Origin of the sequence: Paraburkholderia sabiae, from assembly GCF_030412785.1 — a bacterium.
Lineage (GTDB): Bacteria > Pseudomonadota > Gammaproteobacteria > Burkholderiales > Burkholderiaceae > Paraburkholderia > Paraburkholderia sabiae.
Map to the genome: position 1 here is coordinate 4,178,543 of NZ_CP125295.1, position 21,792 is coordinate 4,200,334.

At 60.0% G+C, this 21,792-nt stretch carries 23 protein-coding genes and 1 pseudogene; 9 read left to right on the forward strand and 15 right to left on the reverse strand.

The genetic code is table 11. The features are described from left to right. Positions 1-71 precede the first annotated feature (71 nt). The 3 genes from istB to QEN71_RS18770 all read right to left on the reverse strand — a co-directional run bounded on the left by istB (position 72) and on the right by QEN71_RS18770 (position 3,947). The gene (gene istB, locus QEN71_RS18760; protein WP_201662941.1) at positions 72-860 is read right to left on the reverse strand and encodes an IS21-like element helper ATPase IstB; all 789 of its coding nucleotides are present in this window, start codon (positions 858-860) and stop codon (positions 72-74) included. 6 nt (positions 861-866) lie between these two features. Then, positions 867-2,390, reverse strand: coding sequence for an IS21 family transposase (istA, locus tag QEN71_RS18765; RefSeq protein ID WP_201662938.1), 1,524 nt, complete (start codon positions 2,388-2,390; stop codon positions 867-869). Positions 2,391-2,759: 369 nt separating this feature from the next. Beyond that, complete coding sequence (locus QEN71_RS18770; protein WP_201660736.1) at positions 2,760-3,947, reverse strand: MFS transporter; 1,188 nt, start codon at positions 3,945-3,947, stop codon at positions 2,760-2,762. A 72-nt stretch (positions 3,948-4,019) separates the two neighbouring features. Here QEN71_RS18770 and QEN71_RS18775 point away from each other — a divergent pair, with 72 nt between their 5' ends. Continuing rightward, complete coding sequence (locus QEN71_RS18775; RefSeq protein ID WP_201660734.1) at positions 4,020-4,589, forward strand: CGNR zinc finger domain-containing protein; 570 nt, start codon at positions 4,020-4,022, stop codon at positions 4,587-4,589. Positions 4,590-4,926: 337 nt separating this feature from the next. Here QEN71_RS18775 and QEN71_RS18780 read toward each other — a convergent pair whose 3' ends face one another. Further along, positions 4,927-5,931, reverse strand: a complete 1,005-nt coding sequence (locus QEN71_RS18780) for a glycosyltransferase family 2 protein (RefSeq protein WP_201660732.1) — start codon at positions 5,929-5,931, stop codon at positions 4,927-4,929. Positions 5,932-6,438: 507 nt separating this feature from the next. Here QEN71_RS18780 and QEN71_RS18785 point away from each other — a divergent pair. Continuing rightward, a complete protein-coding gene (locus QEN71_RS18785) occupies positions 6,439-7,353 on the forward strand; it encodes a helix-turn-helix domain-containing protein (RefSeq protein WP_201660730.1) in 915 nt (304 codons plus the stop codon). A gap of 953 nt (positions 7,354-8,306) precedes the next feature. Here the strand turns inward: QEN71_RS18785 and QEN71_RS18790 are convergent. From QEN71_RS18790 to QEN71_RS18795, 3 genes and pseudogenes are all read right to left on the reverse strand, one after another. Next, positions 8,307-9,359: a putative bifunctional diguanylate cyclase/phosphodiesterase gene (locus tag QEN71_RS18790; RefSeq protein ID WP_201660727.1), complete on the reverse strand. Its 1,053-nt coding sequence runs from the start codon at positions 9,357-9,359 to the stop codon at positions 8,307-8,309. Positions 9,360-9,447: 88 nt separating this feature from the next. Next, positions 9,448-9,507, reverse strand: a pseudogene (locus QEN71_RS44680) (hypothetical protein); the annotation flags it as partial. Then, positions 9,485-9,991: a hypothetical protein gene (locus tag QEN71_RS18795; protein WP_201660724.1), complete on the reverse strand. Its 507-nt coding sequence runs from the start codon at positions 9,989-9,991 to the stop codon at positions 9,485-9,487. The pseudogene QEN71_RS44680 and the gene QEN71_RS18795, both read right to left, overlap by 23 nt. Positions 9,992-10,041: 50 nt before the next feature. On the opposite strand from QEN71_RS18795, the gene QEN71_RS18800 reads away from it, so the two are divergent. The 4 genes from QEN71_RS18800 to phaP all read left to right on the forward strand — a co-directional run bounded on the left by QEN71_RS18800 (position 10,042) and on the right by phaP (position 13,805). Continuing rightward, complete coding sequence (locus QEN71_RS18800; RefSeq protein ID WP_201660721.1) at positions 10,042-10,287, forward strand: hypothetical protein; 246 nt, start codon at positions 10,042-10,044, stop codon at positions 10,285-10,287. Between the two features lie 1,284 nt (positions 10,288-11,571). Then, positions 11,572-12,075 (forward strand): phasin family protein, encoded by a 504-nt coding sequence (locus tag QEN71_RS18805; RefSeq protein ID WP_201660718.1) that lies wholly within the window; start codon positions 11,572-11,574, stop codon positions 12,073-12,075. An 843-nt stretch (positions 12,076-12,918) separates the two neighbouring features. After that, on the forward strand, positions 12,919-13,116 hold the full coding sequence (locus QEN71_RS18810) for a hypothetical protein (RefSeq protein WP_201660717.1): 198 nt from the start codon (positions 12,919-12,921) through the stop codon (positions 13,114-13,116). Between the two features lie 128 nt (positions 13,117-13,244). Then, a complete protein-coding gene (phaP, locus tag QEN71_RS18815) occupies positions 13,245-13,805 on the forward strand; it encodes a TIGR01841 family phasin (protein ID WP_201660714.1) in 561 nt (186 codons plus the stop codon). On the opposite strand, the gene QEN71_RS18820 is transcribed toward phaP, so the two are convergent. Further along, positions 13,727-13,987: a hypothetical protein gene (locus tag QEN71_RS18820; protein WP_223962223.1), complete on the reverse strand. Its 261-nt coding sequence runs from the start codon at positions 13,985-13,987 to the stop codon at positions 13,727-13,729. The two genes, phaP and QEN71_RS18820, sit on opposite strands and share 79 nt — an antisense overlap. 76 nt (positions 13,988-14,063) lie before the next feature. Between QEN71_RS18820 and QEN71_RS18825 the strand changes: the two genes are divergently transcribed. Beyond that, a complete protein-coding gene (locus tag QEN71_RS18825) occupies positions 14,064-14,270 on the forward strand; it encodes a hypothetical protein (protein ID WP_201660711.1) in 207 nt (68 codons plus the stop codon). A gap of 21 nt (positions 14,271-14,291) precedes the next feature. Here the strand turns inward: QEN71_RS18825 and QEN71_RS18830 are convergent, their stop codons facing one another. The 7 genes from QEN71_RS18830 to QEN71_RS18855 all read right to left on the reverse strand — a co-directional run bounded on the left by QEN71_RS18830 (position 14,292) and on the right by QEN71_RS18855 (position 20,470). Next, positions 14,292-15,335, reverse strand: coding sequence for a response regulator receiver protein (locus QEN71_RS18830; RefSeq protein ID WP_201660708.1), 1,044 nt, complete (start codon positions 15,333-15,335; stop codon positions 14,292-14,294). Positions 15,336-15,557: 222 nt separating this feature from the next. Beyond that, entirely contained in the window at positions 15,558-15,866 is a 309-nt protein-coding gene (locus QEN71_RS18835; protein WP_307792593.1) for a hypothetical protein, read from the reverse strand. A gap of 233 nt (positions 15,867-16,099) precedes the next feature. Beyond that, complete coding sequence (locus QEN71_RS44785) at positions 16,100-16,246, reverse strand: DUF2795 domain-containing protein (protein WP_233472132.1); 147 nt, start codon at positions 16,244-16,246, stop codon at positions 16,100-16,102. 56 nt (positions 16,247-16,302) lie between these two features. Further along, positions 16,303-16,827, reverse strand: coding sequence for a hypothetical protein (locus QEN71_RS18840; RefSeq protein ID WP_201660705.1), 525 nt, complete (start codon positions 16,825-16,827; stop codon positions 16,303-16,305). 401 nt (positions 16,828-17,228) lie between these two features. Then, a complete protein-coding gene (locus QEN71_RS18845) occupies positions 17,229-17,459 on the reverse strand; it encodes a hypothetical protein (protein WP_201660702.1) in 231 nt (76 codons plus the stop codon). Between the two features lie 48 nt (positions 17,460-17,507). After that, positions 17,508-18,080 (reverse strand): hemerythrin domain-containing protein, encoded by a 573-nt coding sequence (locus QEN71_RS18850; protein WP_201660698.1) that lies wholly within the window; start codon positions 18,078-18,080, stop codon positions 17,508-17,510. 110 nt (positions 18,081-18,190) lie between these two features. Further along, entirely contained in the window at positions 18,191-20,470 is a 2,280-nt protein-coding gene (locus QEN71_RS18855; protein WP_201660695.1) for an FdhF/YdeP family oxidoreductase, read from the reverse strand. A 224-nt stretch (positions 20,471-20,694) separates the two neighbouring features. Between QEN71_RS18855 and QEN71_RS18860 the strand changes: the two genes are divergently transcribed. Further along, positions 20,695-21,171 carry a DUF3597 domain-containing protein gene (locus QEN71_RS18860; protein WP_201660692.1) on the forward strand — a complete coding sequence of 159 codons (477 nt, stop codon included), beginning with the start codon at positions 20,695-20,697 and terminating at the stop codon, positions 21,169-21,171. Between the two features lie 109 nt (positions 21,172-21,280). Then, positions 21,281-21,784, forward strand: coding sequence for a CinA family protein (locus tag QEN71_RS18865; RefSeq protein ID WP_201660689.1), 504 nt, complete (start codon positions 21,281-21,283; stop codon positions 21,782-21,784). Positions 21,785-21,792 lie beyond the last annotated feature (8 nt).

Genomic DNA, 21,792 nt, shown 5'->3' on the forward strand with positions numbered 1-21,792 from the left:
GTAATCGAGCCGGGGATGATCGGCGTAATGAGGCCACCTGGAATGGCCCCGAAACGCGATTTCGAAGGGACTCAAGAATGCGTTTTTTTGCCTGATTTTGCAACCACGTTTTCGCCGTTTTCGGGCATCGGTTTCGGCTTGCGGAAGCTCTCACCCTCAATGACGACACGGTAGGCGCCGTGCCGTAGCCGATCGAGCGTGGCAGCACCGAGGATGCGGTTGTCGGGGAATGCGTCGCCCCATTCGCTGAAGTCGAGATTCGACGTCAGGATAGTTGCCGCGCGCTCATACCTGGCGGCGATCAGGTCGTGGAAGTCTTCGTCGTGGGGCGCACGCAGGGGTTTGAGTGCAAAGTCATCGACGATCAGCACCGGAACGCGCACGAACTGCTGCAACTTGCGTTCATAGAGCTCAGTCGCCCGTGCTGCATGCAGCTTCTTGAGCAATTCGGTTTGCGTGATGAACAGGACATCGCGGCCCTGGCGTGCGGCGCAGTGGCCCAGGGCCTGCGCGAGATGCGACTTGCCGACGCCGGTTTGGCCGACCATCAGCACGCAGACCTTCTCGTCGATATAGCGGCCGGCGGCGAGATCATAGATGTGAGCGCGGTTGAGTTTGGGCACGCGGTCGAAGTCGAAGTTCTCGAGCGTCTTGCCTAGGGAGAAGCCAGCGCGGGCGAGCCGCACGCCGAGCTTCTTCTGCTCTCGCCGCGCGACCTCGTCGTGCAGAAGCGTGGCGAGGAACTCCGTGTAGGCAAGTTGCCCGTCGATGGCTTGACGGTTGCGTTGCTCGAGCGAGTCGAGGATGCCCGAGAGGCGCAACTGCTTGAGGATCGTGTTCAGTTCTGGACTGGGATGCATAGGCGTTCAATGGATCAGAAGGGAATGGAGGTCACGGCCGAAGCGGCCGCCGTTCAGATAGGTGTCGGCAGGCGCCGGCGTCGGCGCTGGTGCTGCGGTGGGCTGGCTGTCCAGCCCCTTGTCGAGGATCGCCTTGACAGTGCGGTACTTGGGGCTGGCGAACACGAGCGCACGCTCGCACGCAGCCTCCAGCCGTTGATCGCCGACCTTCTCGCGAAGCCTCAAGACGCCCTGCGCGCCGCGCAGGTTGACGAGCACCTTGTCGTTGAACATCGCGAGAACGAGCGCGTGGCAGGCTGGCCCGATATCCTTTGCCCGCGCCAGGCACCACTGTGGATCGTGCTCGAGCCACGCTTGCGCTTCAGGCGGCTGGTGGTCACGCACCGTGTGGCGATCGCCGGGCTTGCGCAGGCGCGGATGGGTCGCGACGAGCTCATGGCGGTGGAACACCTGCACGACCGTGTCGGTCGCCTTCAGCCACAGCTGCTTGCCAACGAGCGTGAACGGCACCGAATACAGTGCCTTCTTGTAGACGACGTGCCCGTCGGTATGGACCTTGACCTCGCACCATACGGCCAGCACTGGCGGCACATCGGGCAGTCTGGCGAGCAGTGGCTTCTCGATGGCGAAACGTGCAAGCGGCTGCTCGCGCGTCGTGCCGTGCTCGCGCGTGCCGGCCTGCTGCATCACCCAGTCGCGCAATTGACGGTTGGCGTCGGCGAGATCGCGGAATTCGCGCAGCGGCACGAAGGATCGTTTGATGTATTTGACTCCGGCCTCAACGACGCCCTTCTTCGCAGGATCGTGTGGAGGGCATGCATCGATCCGGAAGCCGTACCCCTCGGCCAGCGCGGCGTACGAGCGCTGTACCTCGGGGTCGTACATGCACGCCTTTGTGATCGCGCACTTGGCGTTGTCGATGATCACGCGTTCGACGCGGCCACCGAACCATTCGAAGGCGCGCCGGTGACAGGCCAGCCACGTCTCGACCGTCTGATCCAGCACGACCTCGGCGTATTGATGACGCGACCAGCACAGCGTCATCACGAAGAACCATGTCTTGAGCAGAACCCCGGACTCATGCGTGAGCACCGGACCGGCGCCGAAGTCGACCTGTGCGGCCTCGGCCGGTGCGAACTCCAGGATCGTCGTCGCTCTCGCGCCGCGCTCGGCCTTCAGGTGCAGCAGGAAGCGCCGCACTGCCGAATAGCTGCCCGTATAGCCGTGGTTGCGCTGAAGCGCGTTGAAGATCGTCGTGCCCTGCACGTCGGCGTCATACCAGCCGCGCACCAGATCGCGAAACGGTTCAATCGTGGAGACGCAGCTACGCGGCAGCTTCGGATTGCGTCCGAAGATCGCTGCCAGTTCGGCGTCGTCCGGCAAGGGCCGACCGGGATCGAGCCAGCCCCGAGCGAGCGCGACCTGCCTGACGGTCTTCAGCTTCCCACGCCCCATCAGGCGTGCGCTGGCAATGTCACGGTCGGAATCGCCCTGACGCATGCGCGCCAGAACCTGTCGATACTCAAACACTTCGAACCTCCTTCGACTCATCGGCCCTCCGGGCAAAAAGCCTGAAGGTACCGGGTTGTGGAAATTCGAAATGCGTTTCGGGCTGCCGCCCGACAGAACACTGAGCCCGCTACGTGGCTCGATTACGCCGATCCTGCGGTGGCTCTAATACGCCGATCATCGAGTGGCCCGATTGCGCCGATCATGCACTGGCTCGATTGCGGCGATCATCCGGTGGCTCGATTACGCCGATCCCGGAATGGCTCGAATATGCCGGTCAGTGACAGGCCTTGCGTCGGATTAATCCAGCCGTCACGCTACGCTCGGCCAATTTTGGACATTCGCCTGAAGCAGCAAAATCGTTGACATCCAGCACAGCGCCTCTACCTTTTAGAGCATCGAAGCCCGACGGATAGTTTTCGGAAGAATCAGTGCGGCTGCTGCGAAGCCCACGGCTGCAACACTTCCAAACGTCGCCCACGTCTCGAGCGACGTCGCGTTGAGGATCAGCCAGCTTCCGGCGTAGTAACCGCCAGCGCCGCTCAATGCACCTGTAGCACTCAACACACCAAAGGACGTGGCCTGACCTCCGTCAACCGCTAGTGAGCCGGTCATCGTTTCCAGCGCCGGAAGCATGACTGTCTCGATGACCGTATATCCGGCGATGAATAACAGAAACCATGCGAGGCTATCGAACGCGGCCACGCTGGTGAAGGCGATCGCAGCCGCCAAATAGGCATACATCGTTGCAATGGCCGGATTCATCCGGACAAGCCAGCGCTTCGCGACCAGCATGAATGCCAGTCCGATCACGCCGTTCACAACGTAGACAGCTGATGCTGCGTGCGGACCCGCGAGACGCCCGGCATACAACGGAAACGCGACATAAAGCTGTGGGAACAGAAAGAACCAGGGAAAAGAAATCACGATCAGGCGCCACAGATCGCGGTTAGCCGCAGCGGCGCGCAGATTGACCAGAACGGCTCGGCGATCCGCTGTCTCAGTTGCTCCGACTGTTGATCGGGACATAGACGCACCCAGCACGCCAAATAAAAGTGCACTTGCCACAAAGGCGAAACGGGCATCGATCAGGGCCGCCAGTCCTCCGAGTATGGGGCCAATCGCCGTGCCCATGTTCAGCATCTGGTTGTTCGCTGCGAACAGGGCAGAATGCGATATCTTCGGCTGGCGGCCGAAGACTCCGTACAGGCCGGCCTCGTAACATGCAACGCCCGACCCGGCCGCGAAAGCGAAGCACGTCCAGGCCGTCTCGTTGTTCGTAACGCTAAATCCGAGAAATCCCAATCCTCTCAACCAAAGCCCCAAGGCCAACATCCGCCGGGAGCCGAAGCGGTCTGCGACCGCGCCGGCAATAAGCGGCAGCGTCTGGGCGGAAAGCAGATTCGCTGACATTACGGTCGCAAGCGCGACGGAATTGAAGTGCAGGGTCATCGACATGTACAGTGCAAGAAGCGGAACGGTCATGAAGTGCGACGCGTTCATCACGCCTTGCATCCGCAACAATGCCCTGATGTCTTGTGAAAAAGTCGGACTGAGCGAACGGGTATTGGCGAGCATCTTGCATCCCTGTAACCACCGTAGTATTTTGATGGTTACGTAAACTCTGCTCTTTTGCAACACGGAGACGCGATGCCGGACCACAATCAGACAGCGCCAGGAGAGCTTGAGGACGTGCGGCGGTTCATCAACACCTGGTCGATTCCAAATGACACCCGTGAAGCAACAGACGCACTGCCCGGATTGGCTCGCGCTCCCAAAGTCTGGCACAAGGAGTTTCCGCACCGCTCCCTATCGCGAGCCGACTCTCTGGCTCGGCTGCAACGGCTACGTGATGATTTGCGCAGTGCCTGCCAAGGAGAGGCGTCCAGTAGCGAGGCACTGAACGAATGGTTCAACAGCGCTGCGCTCGGCTTGAAAGTCCGATGGGTAGGCGGCGCTTTGCAGTTGGATATCAAAGCGTCAGAAGGGAGCTTTGTTGGGTATCTCGTGGCTATAGCGGCAAAGGCCATTGCCTCGGGAGAGTGGACACGCCTGAAGACCTGTCCTGATTGCCAATGGGCTTTCTACGACCACACGCGCAATGGCAGCAAACGCTGGTGCGGTATGACAAAGGGCGGCCCAGACGGACGGGCGTGCGGCACCATTGCGAAAGTCACAGCATATCGCGCTCGTGAAGCAAGGAAGGACGGCGTTGCCTGACGTGACGCCTTCCGAGCGACGGGTATTACTCAGGCCTCGATTGGCGGCTAATTCTTATCCAGTTTGAATGTCCGCTTCAGGGAAAGCTGACTGTCCATTGTGGGTCGGTTTGGTGCGTTCGCCGTCTGTCGGGGATTGCGAGGGCGACGAGTGGGTGCAGACGGCCAGTTTAGGCCATTCGCCGAAATCCGCTCAAGGTCGCCGCGACGGCCGGGTCGATCCAAAAAGCGGACACGTACTGGCTCAGTGAGACCTCCACGCGCTGGTTTGCGGAAAGGGCATTGACGGGAGGCCGAACCGTCGGCAGTCAAAGATTACTGCCCGGCCGCAGGGCCAATCATGTCATGCGTCGCTGGCGTGACGCTGGATTCACAATGTACCGGACTGCAAAGTTGGAGATCGACGGGAAGGGAAGCAAGCATAGGCTTGAGAGGAACAGCATTCCCAGTTTCTTCCTCAGGCTCCAGAACGGATTAGCGACGACCGTATGCAGGTAATTGCCGGAATCGTTCAAAAGCCAGTGCCAACGGCTTTTGAACGGAGCACGGTAAATGCCCCTGCAGAATTGCGCTTTCTCGACAGCAAAATCGTGACAGGTCGGTGATAACACAACGCCAATCCGCTTTGCCGCAATCTGACGCAAAAGCGACCAGCGTTCAATGCACGCTTCCGATACGGTCTGATGGTCTTCAGAATTTGCGAAGCTTGCATCGCTACCGGTGCTTTGATGCACACGATAACCGCCTAGAACATAGGGGATTGTTGCAACGCGACCTTGCAGCGCCACGCCGTAGATTGCATAGAAGTCTGCGCCATAACGATTTACATCCAACTCTGGCACGGGAAATATGCGCTGCAGCGCGCTAACCTGATACACGTGACCGGACGCTGGTGGAGAAGGATATAGCCAGCCGTCGGCGAGCAGCTCACCGCATGTCTCAGACGGTTCAGAATGCGGCACGTGTGTGCCTGTTGGCCGGCCGTCTCCGTTCAGAACATCGAGGCGAAACTGAACCTTTGCGTAACCAAGGTCCAGAAGTTCTACGGCTCGCGAGACGGCCGTTGGATAAAGAAGGTCATCCGCGTCGAGCATCACCGCGTACTCGGTCTCTAACTGGGATATCGCCAGGTTGTACGCAGACCCCTGGCCACCATTCTCTTTAAAAATAGGCCGGATTCGCGAGCCGTAGCTTTCGATGACTCTGCGGGAATCATCGGTACACCCGTCGTCGATAACCATCACCCGTACGAAGGGATAATCCTGCGCGAGCGCCGAGTCGATCGCCTTGCCAATGAACTGGGCGTAGTTGAAGTTGCAGATAACAACTGTCACGTGATTCATGGCTTACGTGCCCAATTACGGGAAACATCAAAACAAACCGCCGCACCGATCGGTCCGAAGGTAACGTGTCTCCTTCAGCCGGCGTTCTGTAGCCAGCTGCCATTTGGGCACACGCCGTGATTCGGCGCGCGCGGCAGTTCTTGTCTGCTCTGTCGTTATCGAACGGTACTCGCGGCTGTCCCTGGGTGACTCGTCGTTGGCACGATGTACTGTGCTTATGTCCCGATAGAACGGGCAGGTTACAACCACCTATCCGTGCACTCGGGAGAATGGATACATCGCGTCTCCGTATCGAATGCTGGCAGACTTTCATTTCTCACGCCTGTTCGTCTCTTTTGTCCTCACCGGTGGAACCTTTGTCGCGATTGCCTCGTGACTCGCGGCGATGCCGCATTCTCAAAACGCCTCCGTTACGGACGGTGGCAGTTGATCATCGTCCCTCTATACATTTAGCAAGGGCACTACTTGCAAACCGCTAGAGGCGTCCTTGCGGACAGGGAGGGATTCATGGCTTGTGCGAACGATTCGCAGACAATCGATGCGGCGGCGGTGACGAAGGCCGCCACCGAGGAAAACGCGCGCCCTACGAGGAATATCGCCGTCGTCATGTTCGAAGGTTGCGAAGCTGCAGGCGTTGGGGCTTTTGCCGAGGTATTTGCGATCGCATGTCAACTCACGGAAAAATCATCCATGCGCTACCGATGGCGGCTGCACTTCCTGTCGCCGCTTGGCGGACTCGTCACTACACGAGCCTCATTTCGGGTGTTCACGCAAGCAGTGGACGCGACAATGTCTTGCAGCTATCACTTTGTTCTTGTCGCGGCCGGTAAAGAGCAAGGAAACGCCCTTCGCCGAAGCGGCCTTGCGGCGTGGATACAGCGGCTAAACAGGAATGCAACTCCTGTTCTCATGTTGGGGCAGCGAGCCGATTGCGAGAATAACGGCTTTCAGCCAATGACAGTCGATGCCGCAGTGGTCGTCGCGCTACGCTTGCTTGCGCGCGACGAAGCCAATGGTCTTGCATTACGCGTCGCCAGCCATTTTGAGAATACCTTGCAGTGCGCGCAATTCGGTAGCGGAGACCTCGAACACGAGCGGCCAGATGTAAAGGCTCGAATCGCTGCGGAATGGCTGGTGCGAAACAGCGCGGAGCGGCTCACGATAGATGCTGCCGCCGCATCCGTACAACTGAGCAGGCGCACGCTTTTGCGACACTTCCAGGATGAATTTGGCATGACGCCAGCCGCGTACCTGTTGCACACACGTCTGAAGCGGGCCTGTCTCCTGCTGATCGATAGCGAACTGCCGGTCGACAAGATTGCTCGGCGGGTGGGTATGGTAAGCGGTGATCGCCTCGCCAAGGTATTTCGACGAAAGATGGGAGTTTCGCCAACTTGCTACCGCATGCTGAATGGTATTTAACAGGTGCCCGTCTTGTGGCACGAGCAGGTGCGGATCAGGTTATTGCATCGGCTGACCGGTCTCAACGTTTGCGGACATGCGCCTCTTCAATTGCGTGATCTTCAACGGTCGCCCAGCTTTCGCAGGCCGACCAGAGATTGGGGGGAGAGCCTTCGGAATCGTTCTGACGGAACCGCGAACCGCAAACGACGCAGCGGTATTCAAGGTAATGGATCAGGGGGAGTTCAGCCGCGCCTCCAGCAGACGCATCGGCTCGCCGCAGTGACCCATGGGGTGCTACTGACGAGGGCATGCATGGCAAGGTTTCACATTCGAAGCACCGGGTCATCGTCCTCTCCGCTGTCGCATTGACGTGAACGATGGGGAAGCGTAGCCGATGGCCACGGCAGACGGCAGCGGAAGAAACCCCGTAATCGACGGGGAATGTCCGGATTCCTGGCATGGCGGGCGGGGATCGCTATGGAAGTTAACAGGAGCAGGATGGGCCTCAGTGCCGGCACTGCTTCGGCCACGCGAGTTCGAGTGCGGGCGCGGTCGATATGTTCGACGCTACGCTTTCGAGCCGCCCGCACGCAGCCTGGCGAACAAAGCGGTCAGGTTGTCCGAAGTATGATGCGTCGGCGGCGCGTCGATCGCTGCATGAGGATCGGGCTCACTGGCAGACTTTTCTTGCCGTTCCATCCCGCCGTTGCTACCTGAGCACGCTGCTGTCGCCGATGCCGGAGCGAACCGGCGCTGAGCGGCACTGTGCAGCGCGGGCACTGATGTCCGCAATGCATGTCTATGCGCGTGAGCGAATAGCACGGACCGACGTGCTGGAGCGCCATCGCCGTGGATTGCGCTGTTTCGCTCTCGCGGCTCTGATAACGGACTCGCAGCCGTGAGACGTATGGCGTGCAGTAGCGGCCAGTTGCTTGCAGCCGCCGCAACATCCGCGTCATGCTTGCTGTCACTCATGATGTTTTTTTGCCGTGAGGAAAACGTCGTGGTACGTCAGTGGGCACCTTTTCCTGGAACTGGTGAGTGGCTCGCGCATGCGTGGCGCATTCCCGTGGCAGATACGATTGCGCTATTCCCGCCTCGACGGGACGCGCAAACCAGAAGCCCTGAACTTCGTCGCATCCGTTGTCGACCAGAAACTGCAGTTGTTCCGGCGTTTCGACGCCTTCTGCCACGACCCGCATCCCTAACGTCTTCCCCAAGGCAAGGACCGCTTCGACGATGACCTCGTCCGCATGCGAACGGCCGATCCCGCGCACGAACGACATGTCCAGCTTGAGCCGGTCGGCCATGAAGTTCCGGATATAGGAGAGACTCGAGTAGCCGGAGCCGAAATTATCAATGGCGACCGAGACGCCGAGTTCCCGAAGCGCGCGCAACGTTCCGAGCGACCGCGGTCCCATCATGACGCCCTCGGTGATTTCCAGTTCGAGATTGTGAGGGCGAACGCCAGTCCGCTTGATCGTTTCGGCGATGACGACGGGCAGGTCGGACTGTTCGAATTGCACGGGCGACACGTTCACGGAAACAACTATGTCCGGACAGGTCTGCGCCCAGATGGCCGTCTGCCGGCAAGCCGCTCCAAGCACGCGTTCACCGATGCTGACGATCAGGCCCGTTTCTTCCGCAAGCGGGACGAACAACGAAGGGCTGACGTGGCCCTGCTCCGGGTCGTACCAGCGGACCAGGGCGTCGAATCCTGTCGTGCGTCCCGTTACGGGATTCACCCGCGGCTGGTAGACAACTGAGAACTCGTCGGCGCCAACGGCTCGCCGCAGTGCTTGCGCCATCAGTGCCCGCCTGTTGCTGTGTGATGCTATCTCCGCTTCAAACAACTGAAGGCTGTTGCGCCCGATTGCCTTTGCCCGATACATGGCCGCATCGGCATATGAAAGGAGGGCCTCGGGGTCGGTCGAGTGGTCGGGGTACACGGCGATTCCGACGCTGGCTTGCGGCACGACAAGCGTGTCGCGTACAGAGAAACCGAAGTTCAGTGCATCTTTCATTGCGCTCGCGGCAGCCACCAGGCCGTCGACTTCGCCGCGCCCAGTCTCCCGCGGTGTGTCCAAGCGAGTCGTTTATCTCCTTGAAGTTGTCGATGTCCAGAAAGACGAGAGCCAGTTTCGTGTTTTCATCGGCGGCACTCCTGAGCAGGTCGCCCTACCGAACCACCGGTTCTGTGGACGACACGACCGCGGACAGCCGCCGCGCCACTTCGCACAGCACGGCGGCGGTGCCGTCGGCGTGTTTGTGACGACGCACGCCTCCCAATCCGGCCGGTGTTGCCGGATGCGATGTAGTGTTGCAGGTCACGCCGGAAGTATTGTATATCCTCTGTAGGGCGGATCTGGTCGATCGATGTAGCCCGCAATTCGCGGCCGTACTGGCGTTGCGCAGCTGTGTTTGCGGTCAGGATCTCAAGCGAGTTGACGTCGAAGATCAGCATAGCGACGGGGTGCCGTTCGAAGTATTCCTTGAAGCGACGTTGCGCCTCGATTGCTGCGATTGTCGATGGCAGCTTCGCAAGCGCTGCACGTTGACGCGTGAGCAACGCGAAGAGCAGCAGGACGCCTCCTGCCGAGGCGACCGCCAGAGAGATCTTTTGCCTGACCAGTTGGTCCTGCGACGCGAACTGCATGTCGGCAATTCGTGCACGTTGCTCGGCGCTCCAGTTGAGCCAAGAGAACCATGAGCGAGCCGAGCGTCCTGTTCGCCTGCTGCAGAAGTGCCGGTTCGATCGGTTTCACATCGGCATCCGCGAGCGCCCAGGTTTCTTGCGGCAATATCGAGCTGTTCGGGCCACGCGGCGCTCAACCGGCGCAACTCCTGAAGTTTCTCGCGCCCGCCGCGCATGGTGGCGAGACCTTCCGCAAGGCGATCGTATGTCTTTGCCGCCGCCGCTCGCGGCTGATGGGCCAACCCTTCGGGCCGTAGCTCGCGATGCCAGCGCCATCGAGGAAATCGGGGTTCGCAGCCACGTGAAGGGTCGTAAGCCTCTCGAGATCGGACGTCACGAAAAGGGCGCCACGAAGCCGCTGTTCTTCGGCTGTACGCGACAGCTTTGCGCTAATCGAGGCGCAGATTGCGAGCTTGATTTCCGGCCTGAGTTGGCGCGCGTTGACGCCGCGCTACAGCGCGCCGGGATGAACACGACCAGTGTGCTAGTTTGCCCCATCAAGAGTCGCGATGAAGATGACCAATGAAAGAAGGAGGCCAGACGTCCCCGTCGCCCGGCCGTCCTTGAAGCGCGGTCTTAGGTGAAGCAGCGTCGACACCGTTGACCGCTTGCGATGCACGGTGAATTAAGCATCCCTCGTGCCGCCATTTGTGGACGACAGGCCAGTAAAAAAAAGCCAAGCGTCCTATAAGCGCCTGGCCTTCCAAACCGCCCTGAACGGCATCTGACCACCGCTCAGAGGGTACTGCCATGCAATCGTGCCGCGACAAAAAGGCGGGTTGTACCGGAGTGTTGGCCGGCCTGCGGAAATGCGTCGCCGGCTCAGCGCAGCCAGAAACACCCCATGATGTGATGCTCACTCGCATGCGCTATGCCTGACATGCAAAACGGCTACGAGGCGCTAGTTTTTCTCTGACACAGTGGCGGACGTCACCCGCGGGGCAAGGCTTGTCGAAAGAGAGACGGATGAGAGAGATGGTCTCTCCGCTTGCGTGACAACGGTCGGGAGGGCCGCCGGGAGCGCCTGGTTCCGGACCCCTAGTATCAGCGATACCCGATCGAACGAGCCATCTTGTCAGATTCATGATCCCATGCAACGAGCACGGTTTTTGACGCGGTGCGAAGTCACCGGCAAGCGTGGAACGGGCAGGCCGGTCGGCGCGCGCTTGGCTTGCGGGGCGACGTCGGCGACTCCGCGCCTCTCAAGTCGTGCATCAGAGACATAATGGCGACGCTTGGCAGTCTGGACATTCTCGGGAATTGGCATGGCCACGGTCGTGCGGGGCGATGTGCCGCATCCCTTGGCACCGGGCCGGACAGCCGAAGGAATTTCACGGTTCGCGCTGTCTAACGCGACTGGGCAAACGTGGAACATCGACGGTGGTTAGCCGGCGCACGCAACGTTGCGGCGTCGCATACATCGTTGCGGGCCATCACGCGAGACAGCAGCTCTTGCAGCGGTATGTCGAAATCAGCGACGGGAATGACGATTGCGGCAGCGCAACACGAAGTCTTGTCCACCAACCGTCGAGGAGTTGAACATGTATCAGAGTGTCATTGCGTTGCCCGGTGCCATCCACAACAGAGCATCCGAACGCGCCGTATGGGTCGCTGCCGAAATGACCGATCTTGCGGAGCTTTGCATCCGCACCGCCGAACGCATCGCGGAGCTCAATAATCGCGCAATACAAACGGCAATCGACGAGCAGCGCGTCGTCGCACTCGAGGCCGCCGCCGCCCGCTCGCCACTCGGCGCCTGGCGCCTGCAGACAAGCTACGCGCTCGCGGGAACTGCAAAGGTCGTTGCCTGGTGGCGGCATGTCAATGAGATCATGCTCGGAGCCGCGGCTGAAGCTGTCACCGCAGCAGAGAGCCGCGTAAACAGCAACTTCATGGCGTTGAGCAGCGCTCTAGACGAGACAGCGTCGGGTGTCGGCTCGACTGTATTGACAGGCGAGCCGGCTCACGCTGTGGGCGGCATGAAGAAGGCAGTACAGATAGTCGACACGCACGGCAAGGTCGTATCGCCGCCCCGTTCGCGGTGAATGGCGGACATCGCTCCGGCTGATACTCCGGATGAACAGCTCCGTCACGTTGAGTGATCCGCCGGGTTTTTCGCGTCGTGAGTCGAGCGCGTATCGTGCAATGCCTGGCTACGCGCCCCATGCGTAGCCATTAGCTCGACGTTAATTTGCAAAGCCATACCCGGTAGCGGCAAGGGCGCCCATGACGAGTTGAAAATACGCTGCGACTCATTCGCAACGCACGGTGAACGAAGGGCAGTAAGACGCGCGCCGGATAGCGCGCCGACTGATCGGGGCGGGGCTCGGGCCCTGTATTACAGATGTGTCCGCCGACCTTCATTTACGTACACCCCGGCACATATAAACTTCGTCAAAATTGCTGGATACACTTCGTTGAGTGAATGACAGGCGTGCTAAGGGTTGCAAAAATGCCGCGTGGTAACGTTCAAAGCAAACGCCTTTCCTACAGGCAATGTGAGATCGATTTTCAACTCGAACTGTCGCGCGGTGCGTCCTGCATAGCAAGTTGTCAGACGGACGAGAGCTCGCGCGACGAGGTCGAAAAGACTGTGCTCTGCTTTCTTGAAACGCATGGTGCGAACCGGTTCGCGATGTTTCGCGATGTGCTAGCCGTCAAGCTGTCTGCGCGCGGTCGACGTGACGCGGCAGTGTATGTCGCTTCGTATCCGGTGCCCCCACATCAGGCGATGGTCTAGCGGCACGACAACGCGATTCATGACGTCCCTCCCTGGTCCGACCTACAAGTTCGCAGTCGCCATGCAAGGAAGGTAAACAGGCTCGCCCGGATGTCACGGTACGTTAATTATCGCGGCAAATATAAATCGATACTTTCGGAGACAAGAGATGCTGAGCCCTCACGAGTTCGCCACCCTGATGCTGGTCAAGTCTGCGCCGGATCAGATCGATCTGGATCGAGCCGAGCTCGACAAACTACTCGAGCGGCAACTTATTGCGCTGGAAGAAATCGGCTCAGGCGTGCGACGCCCTCGCTTGACGCTCGACGGCGATTCGCTGCTTCGGGTGATCGCAGGAAAACATTGATCTGGTTTTAACGTTCGCCGAATTTCTTACCTTCGATGCCACGTATCGCAGGCGCGTCAATGCGGTCAGACGCTTGACGCCGTGCGCCGACGGGACGCGCGCTGGACCAACCAGCAAGGAGATTCATCATGCAGATACAAGAGCAAGTTATTGCGGCTCAGCAGAAGAACGTCGAGTTGTTCATTGATCTGCATCGGATCTTTGCCGAAACAGCAGAGAGGCTTACGCGGCTGGGTATGGAAACGATTCATTCGACACTAGGCGAAGCACTCGACGCATCGATAAAAGCTGTCTCAGTGAAGGAGCCGCAGGAATGGTGGACGTTGCAAAGCAATCAGTTTGCACTCGCCGCGGAGAGAAGCCAGGCGTGCAATCGCCAGCTACTCGATATCAGCGCCTCGGGTCGGGCTCAATGCGCAAAGCTGCTTCAGGCGCACATGGAAACATATGGCCGTCAGGCCAGGACACTCGCAGAAGACATCGTTCAGCATAGCCCTGCAAATTCGGCGCCGATTGTCACCGTGCTGGACTCCGCAATCTCAGCCGTCACGACGCTGTATGAAGCTCTTCAGCGAACCGGTCAGCAGGCGGTCGAAGTCACGCGTACCAACTACGAGCTGGCGGCATCGGCGGAATCAAAATCCACGAAGCGTGCTATCGAACCGTTGCCGCAGGCGGCGAAGCGGTAATCCACGCTGGATGCATCCATGAGCGAGCCGAGCGTCCTGTTCGCCTGCTGCAGAAGTGCCGGTTCGATCGGTTTCACATCGGCATCCGCGAGCGCCAGGTTTCTTGCGGCAATATCGAGCTGTTCGGGCGACGCGGCGCTCAACCGGCGCAACTCCTGAAGTTTCTCGCGCCCGCCGCGCATGGTGGCGAGACCTTCCGCAAGGCGATCGGTTCTCCTGGCTCAACTGAGCGCCGGGCGACGTGCACGAATTGCCAACATGCAGTTCGCGTCGCAGGACCAACTGGTCAGGCAAAAGATCTCTCTGGCGGTCGCTTCGGCAGGAGGCGTCCTGCTGCTGCTCTTCGCGTTGCTCACGCGTCAACGTGCAGCGCTTGCGAAGCTGCCATCGACAATCGCAGCAATCGAGGCGCAACGGACGCAGACGGCGACGGTTTTCTCCGTACGCCTTCCGCGCAGCATATAAAGCTGCCGTGCCCGATATTGGTCAGGTCGACGATTGCACAACCAGCCGGTGCGCAAGACGATGCTTACGACGTCGCTGTTTGACTGGCCAGACGAGGCGGTTGAGCGCATGCCTCAGAACGAGGGTTCTCCAGAGCCGGTCGGCGCTCAGCACGCGGGCGCGCGCCTGCCGTTCCAGCAACTCCTTGCAATCGGGCAGATGGATCAGCGAACAACCCTTGAACCATCGCAGATCGCGATGACCGTTTCCTGACCAGTGTCGCCCAACGAGGCGATAGGTGCCGACATCGATGATGGGCCGGTTCTTTTCCGAGAGCAGATTGAGCGCCGCCGACATGAACATTTCATCGCCCTGATGATTCAGATGGGGCAAGGCGTCTACGTACCGAAGGAAGCACTCGCGCGCGAACGGCATCAACTCTTTGATCAGGCTGGACGTCACGAGGAGGCACTCGCCGCCGAACCAGCGGGGATTGAGAAGTCGACGTCCGGCGACCATCTCCAGATCTGCGACGACTCGCCGGCTGCCATATGCGGAAAACTCCTGATCCGATATGTCGAACGCACCTATGCCTGTTTCGGCGCACCGGCGCAACAGGTCGCCGCTAAACGGTCGGAAAGCGAACACGTCAGTGTCGAGCAGCATAAGTAGCGTGCCGTCGGGCATGCTGCTGCCAATCTGCTCAAGCAGATCCAGCTTGAAATGTGCACTATAGAAGCGGGTGTTCCGTGAGAGGGACAGAGAAGGCAACAGTGGTTGCACAGTCGGACGAACATCAGGCGCTAGATCCTCAAGATAGCGCTCGATAAACCGCGGAACGTTGGATACAACCGTCAAGCGCGGCAGCCCTAAAGCAAGAAGACTGCGGTTGAGCGTCACACCCTGTTCCACGTAGGAGAGCGCGCCCGGACGGCGTTTATTCGGGCTTCCCGCACTGGTCTCGTCGATGAAAACCAGAGCGCACGGCATGACGGTGGTATCCGCTGCGGTCCACAACCGTCGTGCTGAGGGCACGAGTGACGACATGTACGTGTCGCGTAGCAAACCGTTTGTGCTGTTGTACATGTTCCTTTTGGTGATTGGGTTCACAGTTGTACATCTTGGAAAACTATCAGTACGCTCGCCCGACAAAACTCTTGCTCATTCGGTCACGAGGGCGTGCGGTGCATCGCCTGCGCGGCACGCGATTTACATATGGCCGCGTGACTTCACAAAAAGCGAGCGATCGGAGGGATGTCCGAAAGAACCGAGATTCGTACGTGCCCCGAACGCGTACAGGACAATCAGCTATGCGTCCTTGTCAGGCGCGAGATCGGGATCGATCCGATCATGCTCGGGCGTATAGGGTCCTTGTTCGGGATGGTCTTTTCCCTTCGGGATCAGTGTTTCATCCATATTTCCGTGCGGCTTCTGTTTGACCGTTCCGTCGCGTTCCACGCTAACGTCGACGTTCTTTTGATTCTCTCTGCGACGGTCTGCGCGTTCGACTGGGTCCGTGGATTCCCTGGAACCACTCGTGCCATGCGCATCGGGCTCCGGGTTGTGCAATGGAGCGTCGGGCTTGGTCGCTGCGTCTTCAGGTTTGACTGACATCATGTACTCCTTTTATCAATCGTGTCGACGATCAAGGATCGCCTTGAGGTGGTTCTGTGCTATTTGATCGTTGACACGAACTGACGGAGGTTGCGCTTCTCGACAATGATCGTCGTTCGTGCGACTGCTGGGCTCGTTAGAGACGGGCTACAGCAAACCAATTCGAATGCATTGCGACAACTCAACTGGTCAGACGGCATACCGGTTGACGCGATCGATGCGCATTGTGTAGACGGCTACGTTGTAGCAGCAAGATGTCCGTGCGAAGCGTCCGGTATAGAGGATCGAATTTCCGCTACCACCATTACCTCTTCATCGGCACCGTTTCCATTGGCAATCCTGAGTAGTTCTTCCTTCCTGGCGGGATAGGACGCGCCCTTCAATGCCTTCTACACGTTGATGAACTTGCGGATCTGGGGATTGTTTGCATCGGACGCGGTCATGATCGATCTCCCTGAGGTCGGCTGCGCAGCAGCGCGGCCGCGACGAAGCCCGCTGCCAGCGCGACATATACGCCGGCCAGCGAGCGGCTGGAAAGATGTTCTTCGAAGCCCGGCCTCAACCGCTCCGGCACAACGTGGTAATCGACGATATATGCGGTAGCGGCGGTCGCCGTCGCTGCGGTGGCGGTCGCGACGGGGGCGATGCGGCGTGCGCCGCGAGCAAGCCGCGCATTGACCGCCTCGAACAGCATTGCCCAGAAGACCGCCGACGCCTGATGAATCGCGAAACCACTCAGCGTAAAGCGCGGACTGAAGCCCCTTTCGCTGAACGCGCGGCGAGGCCAGATGCAGTGCGTGACCGCGTTGATAGGGGCGAACATCGTCGAGCCTTCGTACGCTGCTCGCAAGCCAGCGAAGCCCGCGGCCAGTGTGCCCGCCGCAATGCCCGACTGCAGTGCCGAGCGCGATACCGTTTCGTTTCCTGCCTTTGGACTGTATCGGGAGCGTCTGTTGAATGCCATCGCCGGTCTCCATGCGCCGCGAAGTCGATTCGAGACGCGCAATGTCTGTGACGTCTGCGAATCCGCAAGCGCTGTGCCGCAATAGCGAGAGGGAGCGCCTGGCCGAACCGTGTCGCGCTAGCAGCTTCCCGTGATTTCGGCCGCGGTTGATACGCGATTTAGAGGACCGACGAGAGTCCTGCCGGCCGTGCGCAGCATGTGGCGTAGTCCCGCAGAAATTGACAGTAGTCCTCGGCCCAAGGAACGGGGCGGCAAGATCCTCATCGGGTATCCGCGCAACGAAAAGCGCGCGAGTACCGTCGCGCCGCTCTCGGCCGTGGGAAGCCTACTGGTGCGCGCAAGGGGGAGCCGTAGAAAAACCCATTTACCCTGCCGGTTCCCGTTTTGCGAGTTAGCGCGTATCACGGGTTGTCGTTGCGTACATGCGCGCTTTCCGGTTTCGCTTTGTCGGGCTCGGCCACTGTATTCGTTCCTGTCTTGCCATTGCTCATGTTCGCGATGTCACCTGTATTGGCGAGTTCGCCGTCGATATCTTCTTTCTCTGAATCGTCATCACCGGGAGCCGCGGAAAACAGATAGGTGTTACGCGAGAGACGCACGCTATGAAGCCACCTGATCGACGTGACGTTCATATTTTCTACTCCTTGAGGGGGGAGCGTGCGCAATGGCTGCGCCGTGTTTCATACCTTCCGTACCGGTCGCCGATTGCCGCCGAGGAGCCGCGCCACGCCGCATGCGAGCAAACCCACGAACACGGCAGTCGCGACGGGAAACGTACCCGCCGTATTGACCGCGACTTCGACGGGATGCTCTCCGAGCAGTTGCATGCGCCGGCGCGTCATGTCTGCGCCAAGGGCGCGTAGCTCGGGTCCGAGCGCCCGTTCCGCCAGAGGCAGGAGCCTCGTCTCCTCATCGGCGACATGGTGCAGAGTGTCACGCATCAACTGCATGAACAGCGAGTCGTACGCGGCATTCTCGGGACCCATACCACGCAGCTTCGCGATCACCTCCCGCATTTCGTCATGCTCCGGCCGACTCTTCTTTAGGGTTTCGTCAGTCGGTGCAATGCGCGCGAGCGCAGGGTAGAAAATCTCTTCCTCGAGCTGCGCATGAATTTCAAGCGCTCTGCAAACGGATGTGACGATCGCACGCTTTCGCCACCACGAGGTCTCGCTGCCGTAACGATGAAACGCAGCGAGGACGTGGGTGTGATCCAGACGGATCATCGTCGTGATCGTAGGTACGTAGCGCATGGTGTGGACCTCTCATGGTGCGGACACAGACAAATAACCGTTCGCGATTCCGGCAGCATGTCTCGTTCCCGCGGTCCTCAACAGCCTTTGTGCTGGCTCGTCAGCACTCGTTAGACGATCCTCACCGGAATCGACTTCGCACCGGGCACCATGCTTTCTTTTGCGTAGTGCCAAAGCGGCAGCAGTACATTGCATTCCGGATAGTAGCCACCGATACACCCTTCAGGGATCTCATACGCCTTGATTTCAAGTCCATCCAGGCGTCGGTCGATTCCATCGTCGGCGATCGTCTGCAGCGTCACTTTCTGTCCTTCACGCAGATGGCGCTTATCGATGTCCGCCTGATTCATCAGGATGACCATGCGCGTGTTCTTTACGCCGCGAAAACGATCCTCGATGTTGTAGATGGTCGTGTTGAACTGGCTATCGCTGCGCAGGGTCATCAGACGGAGCGCTTCGGGCACTTTCTCCGGCATGTCGGGATCTTCGCCCAGCGAATGCGGCGTGAGGAACTCCGCCTTGCCGGATTTCGTTTTCCACTCGCGATGTCGCGCAGGCAGCGGCCGGTGGAAGCCGCCCGGCTGCCACATGCGCTCGTTGAAGTCGTGGAAGATGTCCGGATACGTCGCCGCGATTTCGTCGCGAACGCGAGAGTAGTCGTCGCGCCATGCATTCCAGTCGACGGTGGAGCGCTCGCCTAGCGTCGCTTTCGCGATGCCTGCCACGATGAATGGCTCGGGACGTGCCTTCGCGCTTGCGGGTTCGGTGGCACCTCTGGAGCCATGCATGCAGCCTGTGCTGTCTTCCATCGAAACGGCCTGGTCGCCAAGTGGCGTGCGGTGTGTTTCAATCCGGCTCAGGCACGGGAGTACATACGACAGTTCGCCGTGAACAAGGTGGCTGCGATTGAGCTTGGTCGCCACATTGACAGTGAGTCGCAGGCGCGACCATGCGGGCTCCGTCTGCAGCCGGTCCGGCACGGACCTTACGAGATTGCCGCCCAGATTGACGACGGCCTTCACGTCGCCTTTTACCATCGCTTCGAATGCTTCGACGGTGTTCAGGCCTTTCTTCCTCGGCGGTTCAAATGAGAACTGCTTTGCGAGTTGATCGAGCGGGGCAAGTTCTGGCTTCTCCGTAATGCCCACGGTGCGCTGACCCTGGACGTTGGAATGTCCGCGCACGGGCGATGGGCCGGCACCCGGCTTGCCGATGTTCCCGCGCAAGAGCAGCAGGTTGGTCAGCATGCGCACGTTTTGCACGCCCAGCCGATGCTGCGTCAAACCCATTCCATAGTGCGCCATCACCGCGTTCGCGCGCATATATTCGCTCGCCGCATCGAACAGGGCGGCGCGCGTCAGACCGCTAACATGTTCGATCTCACTCCAGTCCGTTGCCCGCGCGTGCGCGGCGAACTCGTCGAAACCTGTCGTGTGCTCGTCGATGAATGCGACGTCGACTACCCGGGGCGATCCCTGCGCTTTTGCCTGATCGTCGGCTTCGATGACCGCCTTGCAGATGCCGAGGATCGCGGCCGTGTCGCCGCCCGTCTTGAGCTGATGATACTGCGTGCTGATTTGCGTCTGCGCAGGCGTCAACATTTGCACGGGTGACTGCGGATTCGCGAACGAAACCAGACCGGGCTCGCGCAGCGGGTTGAAGGTGATGATGGGCACGCCGCGCTTGCGTGCGTCCTGCAACTGGTGGAGCATCCGGGGACTGTTGGTGCCGACGTTTTGTCCGAAGAAAAACATCAGGTCAGTCTTCTCGAAGTCCTCGAGTGTGATAGTGCCCACTCCTACGCCGATTGCCTCCTTCAGCCCGACGCTTGTGCTCTCATGGCACATGTTGGAGCTATCGGGCAGGTTGTTGCAGCCGTACATCCGTGCGAAAAGCTGGTACATGTATGACGTTTCGAGCGATGCCCGACCTGACGCATAAAAGACAACGCTCTCCGGATCAAGCGCGGCCAGTTCCCGCCCGATCTCCCGAAACGCCTCCTCCCAGCCCACTTCGATGTATCTGTCGCTAGCGGCGTCATATTTCATCGGCGCGGTCAGCCTGCCTGCTTCCTCGAGATCGTGATCGTGCCAGTTCAGAAGCGACGTCACGGTGTTGAGCTCGAAGAACTCCGGCGTCATGCGCTTCGCTGTCGTGTCCCATGCGGTCGCTTTTGCGCCGCTCTCGCAGAACTCGAATGTGTGTGGATCGGCCGGCTTCGCCCACGAGCAACTTACGCACATGAAGCCGTCTGGCTTGTTCTGTTTGAGCAGAATCGTGCTGTCTTTCAACGCGATCTTTTCCTGAGCCAGTATCGTCGTTACAGACTTCAGCGATCCCCAGCCGCCGGACGCGAACGGATAGGACGGGCTCTTGTTGACTTTGCTCATGGTGAGATGCTCCCGGGAAATAGCACGACGTGACATAACGAGCAATGCGTATTCCCCGAACGATCTGCTCCGCAAGGGCGGGTAGCCGCGCGGTCTGAAGCGGTAGAAGCGGCAGTGCAGTTTGTGCGCAGCTTGCCGCATCAGGCGTATCGCCCGCGCCACGACGGGTCCGTGGTCGGCACAGCGCTTGCGGGATGCGTTGCTCCCGCAAACAGGAGGGCGTCATGAGCATCTTCGGCAACATCATGAACAAGATTTTTGGCCACCACGCAAGCGGCGGAGCGGCGGCGCAGGTGCCGGGGGCGCCCGGCGCGGCTGCCGGACAACAGGCATCGCCCGCGAACGCGCCGCCCGCGACTGCCAGCAGCGGCGCGGGTGCGACCACATCCACGGCCGCTTCGATACCAGCCCAGCCGCCGGTTCAGCCCGCCGCGCCCCGGCAGGAAGTCGACGTCGAGGCCGTGCTTATCCAGATGCAGGCCAATCATGGGGAGCAGCTGAACTGGCGAACGTCGATCGTCGATCTGCTGAAGTTGCTCGGCCTGGACAGCAGCCTGGCTGCGCGAAAGGAACTCGCATCGGAGCTTCACTACAGCGGCAGCACCGACGATTCAGCGGCGATGAACATCTGGCTGCACAAACAGGTCATGCAGAAGCTCGCGGAAAATGGCGGCAAGGTGCCCGACGATCTTAAGAACTAAGCTACACCTGACCATACCCGCGCCTGCGCGGGTATGGTCCGGCGCCGAGGGCGAGGTCCAGCAGGTTGAGGCGCGCCTGCCTGCTGCGTAGAGTCGGAAGGAGAAGGCGATGAATCTGGCAAGGCAGGTAGTGTCATTTCTCGGCTCGCGCGGCCTGAAACTGGTCACGGCCGAATCATGTACGGCCGGGCTGATCGCATCGTGTCTGGCCGAGGTGCCGGGCAGCGGAGGATGTCTGGACGTCGGGTTTGTCACATACTCGCCATCGGGCAAGGCGGGCTTTCTCGGTGTGCAGCATGCAACGATGCAGGCTCATGGGCTGACGAGCGAACCCGTCGCACGCGAGATGGCGGAAGGGGCGCTGCAGCAGGACGCCGTTTGCGCTGACGTTGCAGTCTCCAATACAGGCGTTGCCGATGCCGTGCCTTCCAGCGGTCTGGCTCCCGGTACGCAATGCTTCGCGTGGGCCTACCGGCTTCGTGATGGCTCCATCGCTACTTTCACGGAAACCCGCCAGTTTTCGGGTAGCCGTAACGAAATCAGGCGTCAGGCCGCACGCTACGCATTGTCCCGCGTCGAGCACTACTTCAATGAGCTCGGAGCCCACCGATGAGCGTGCAT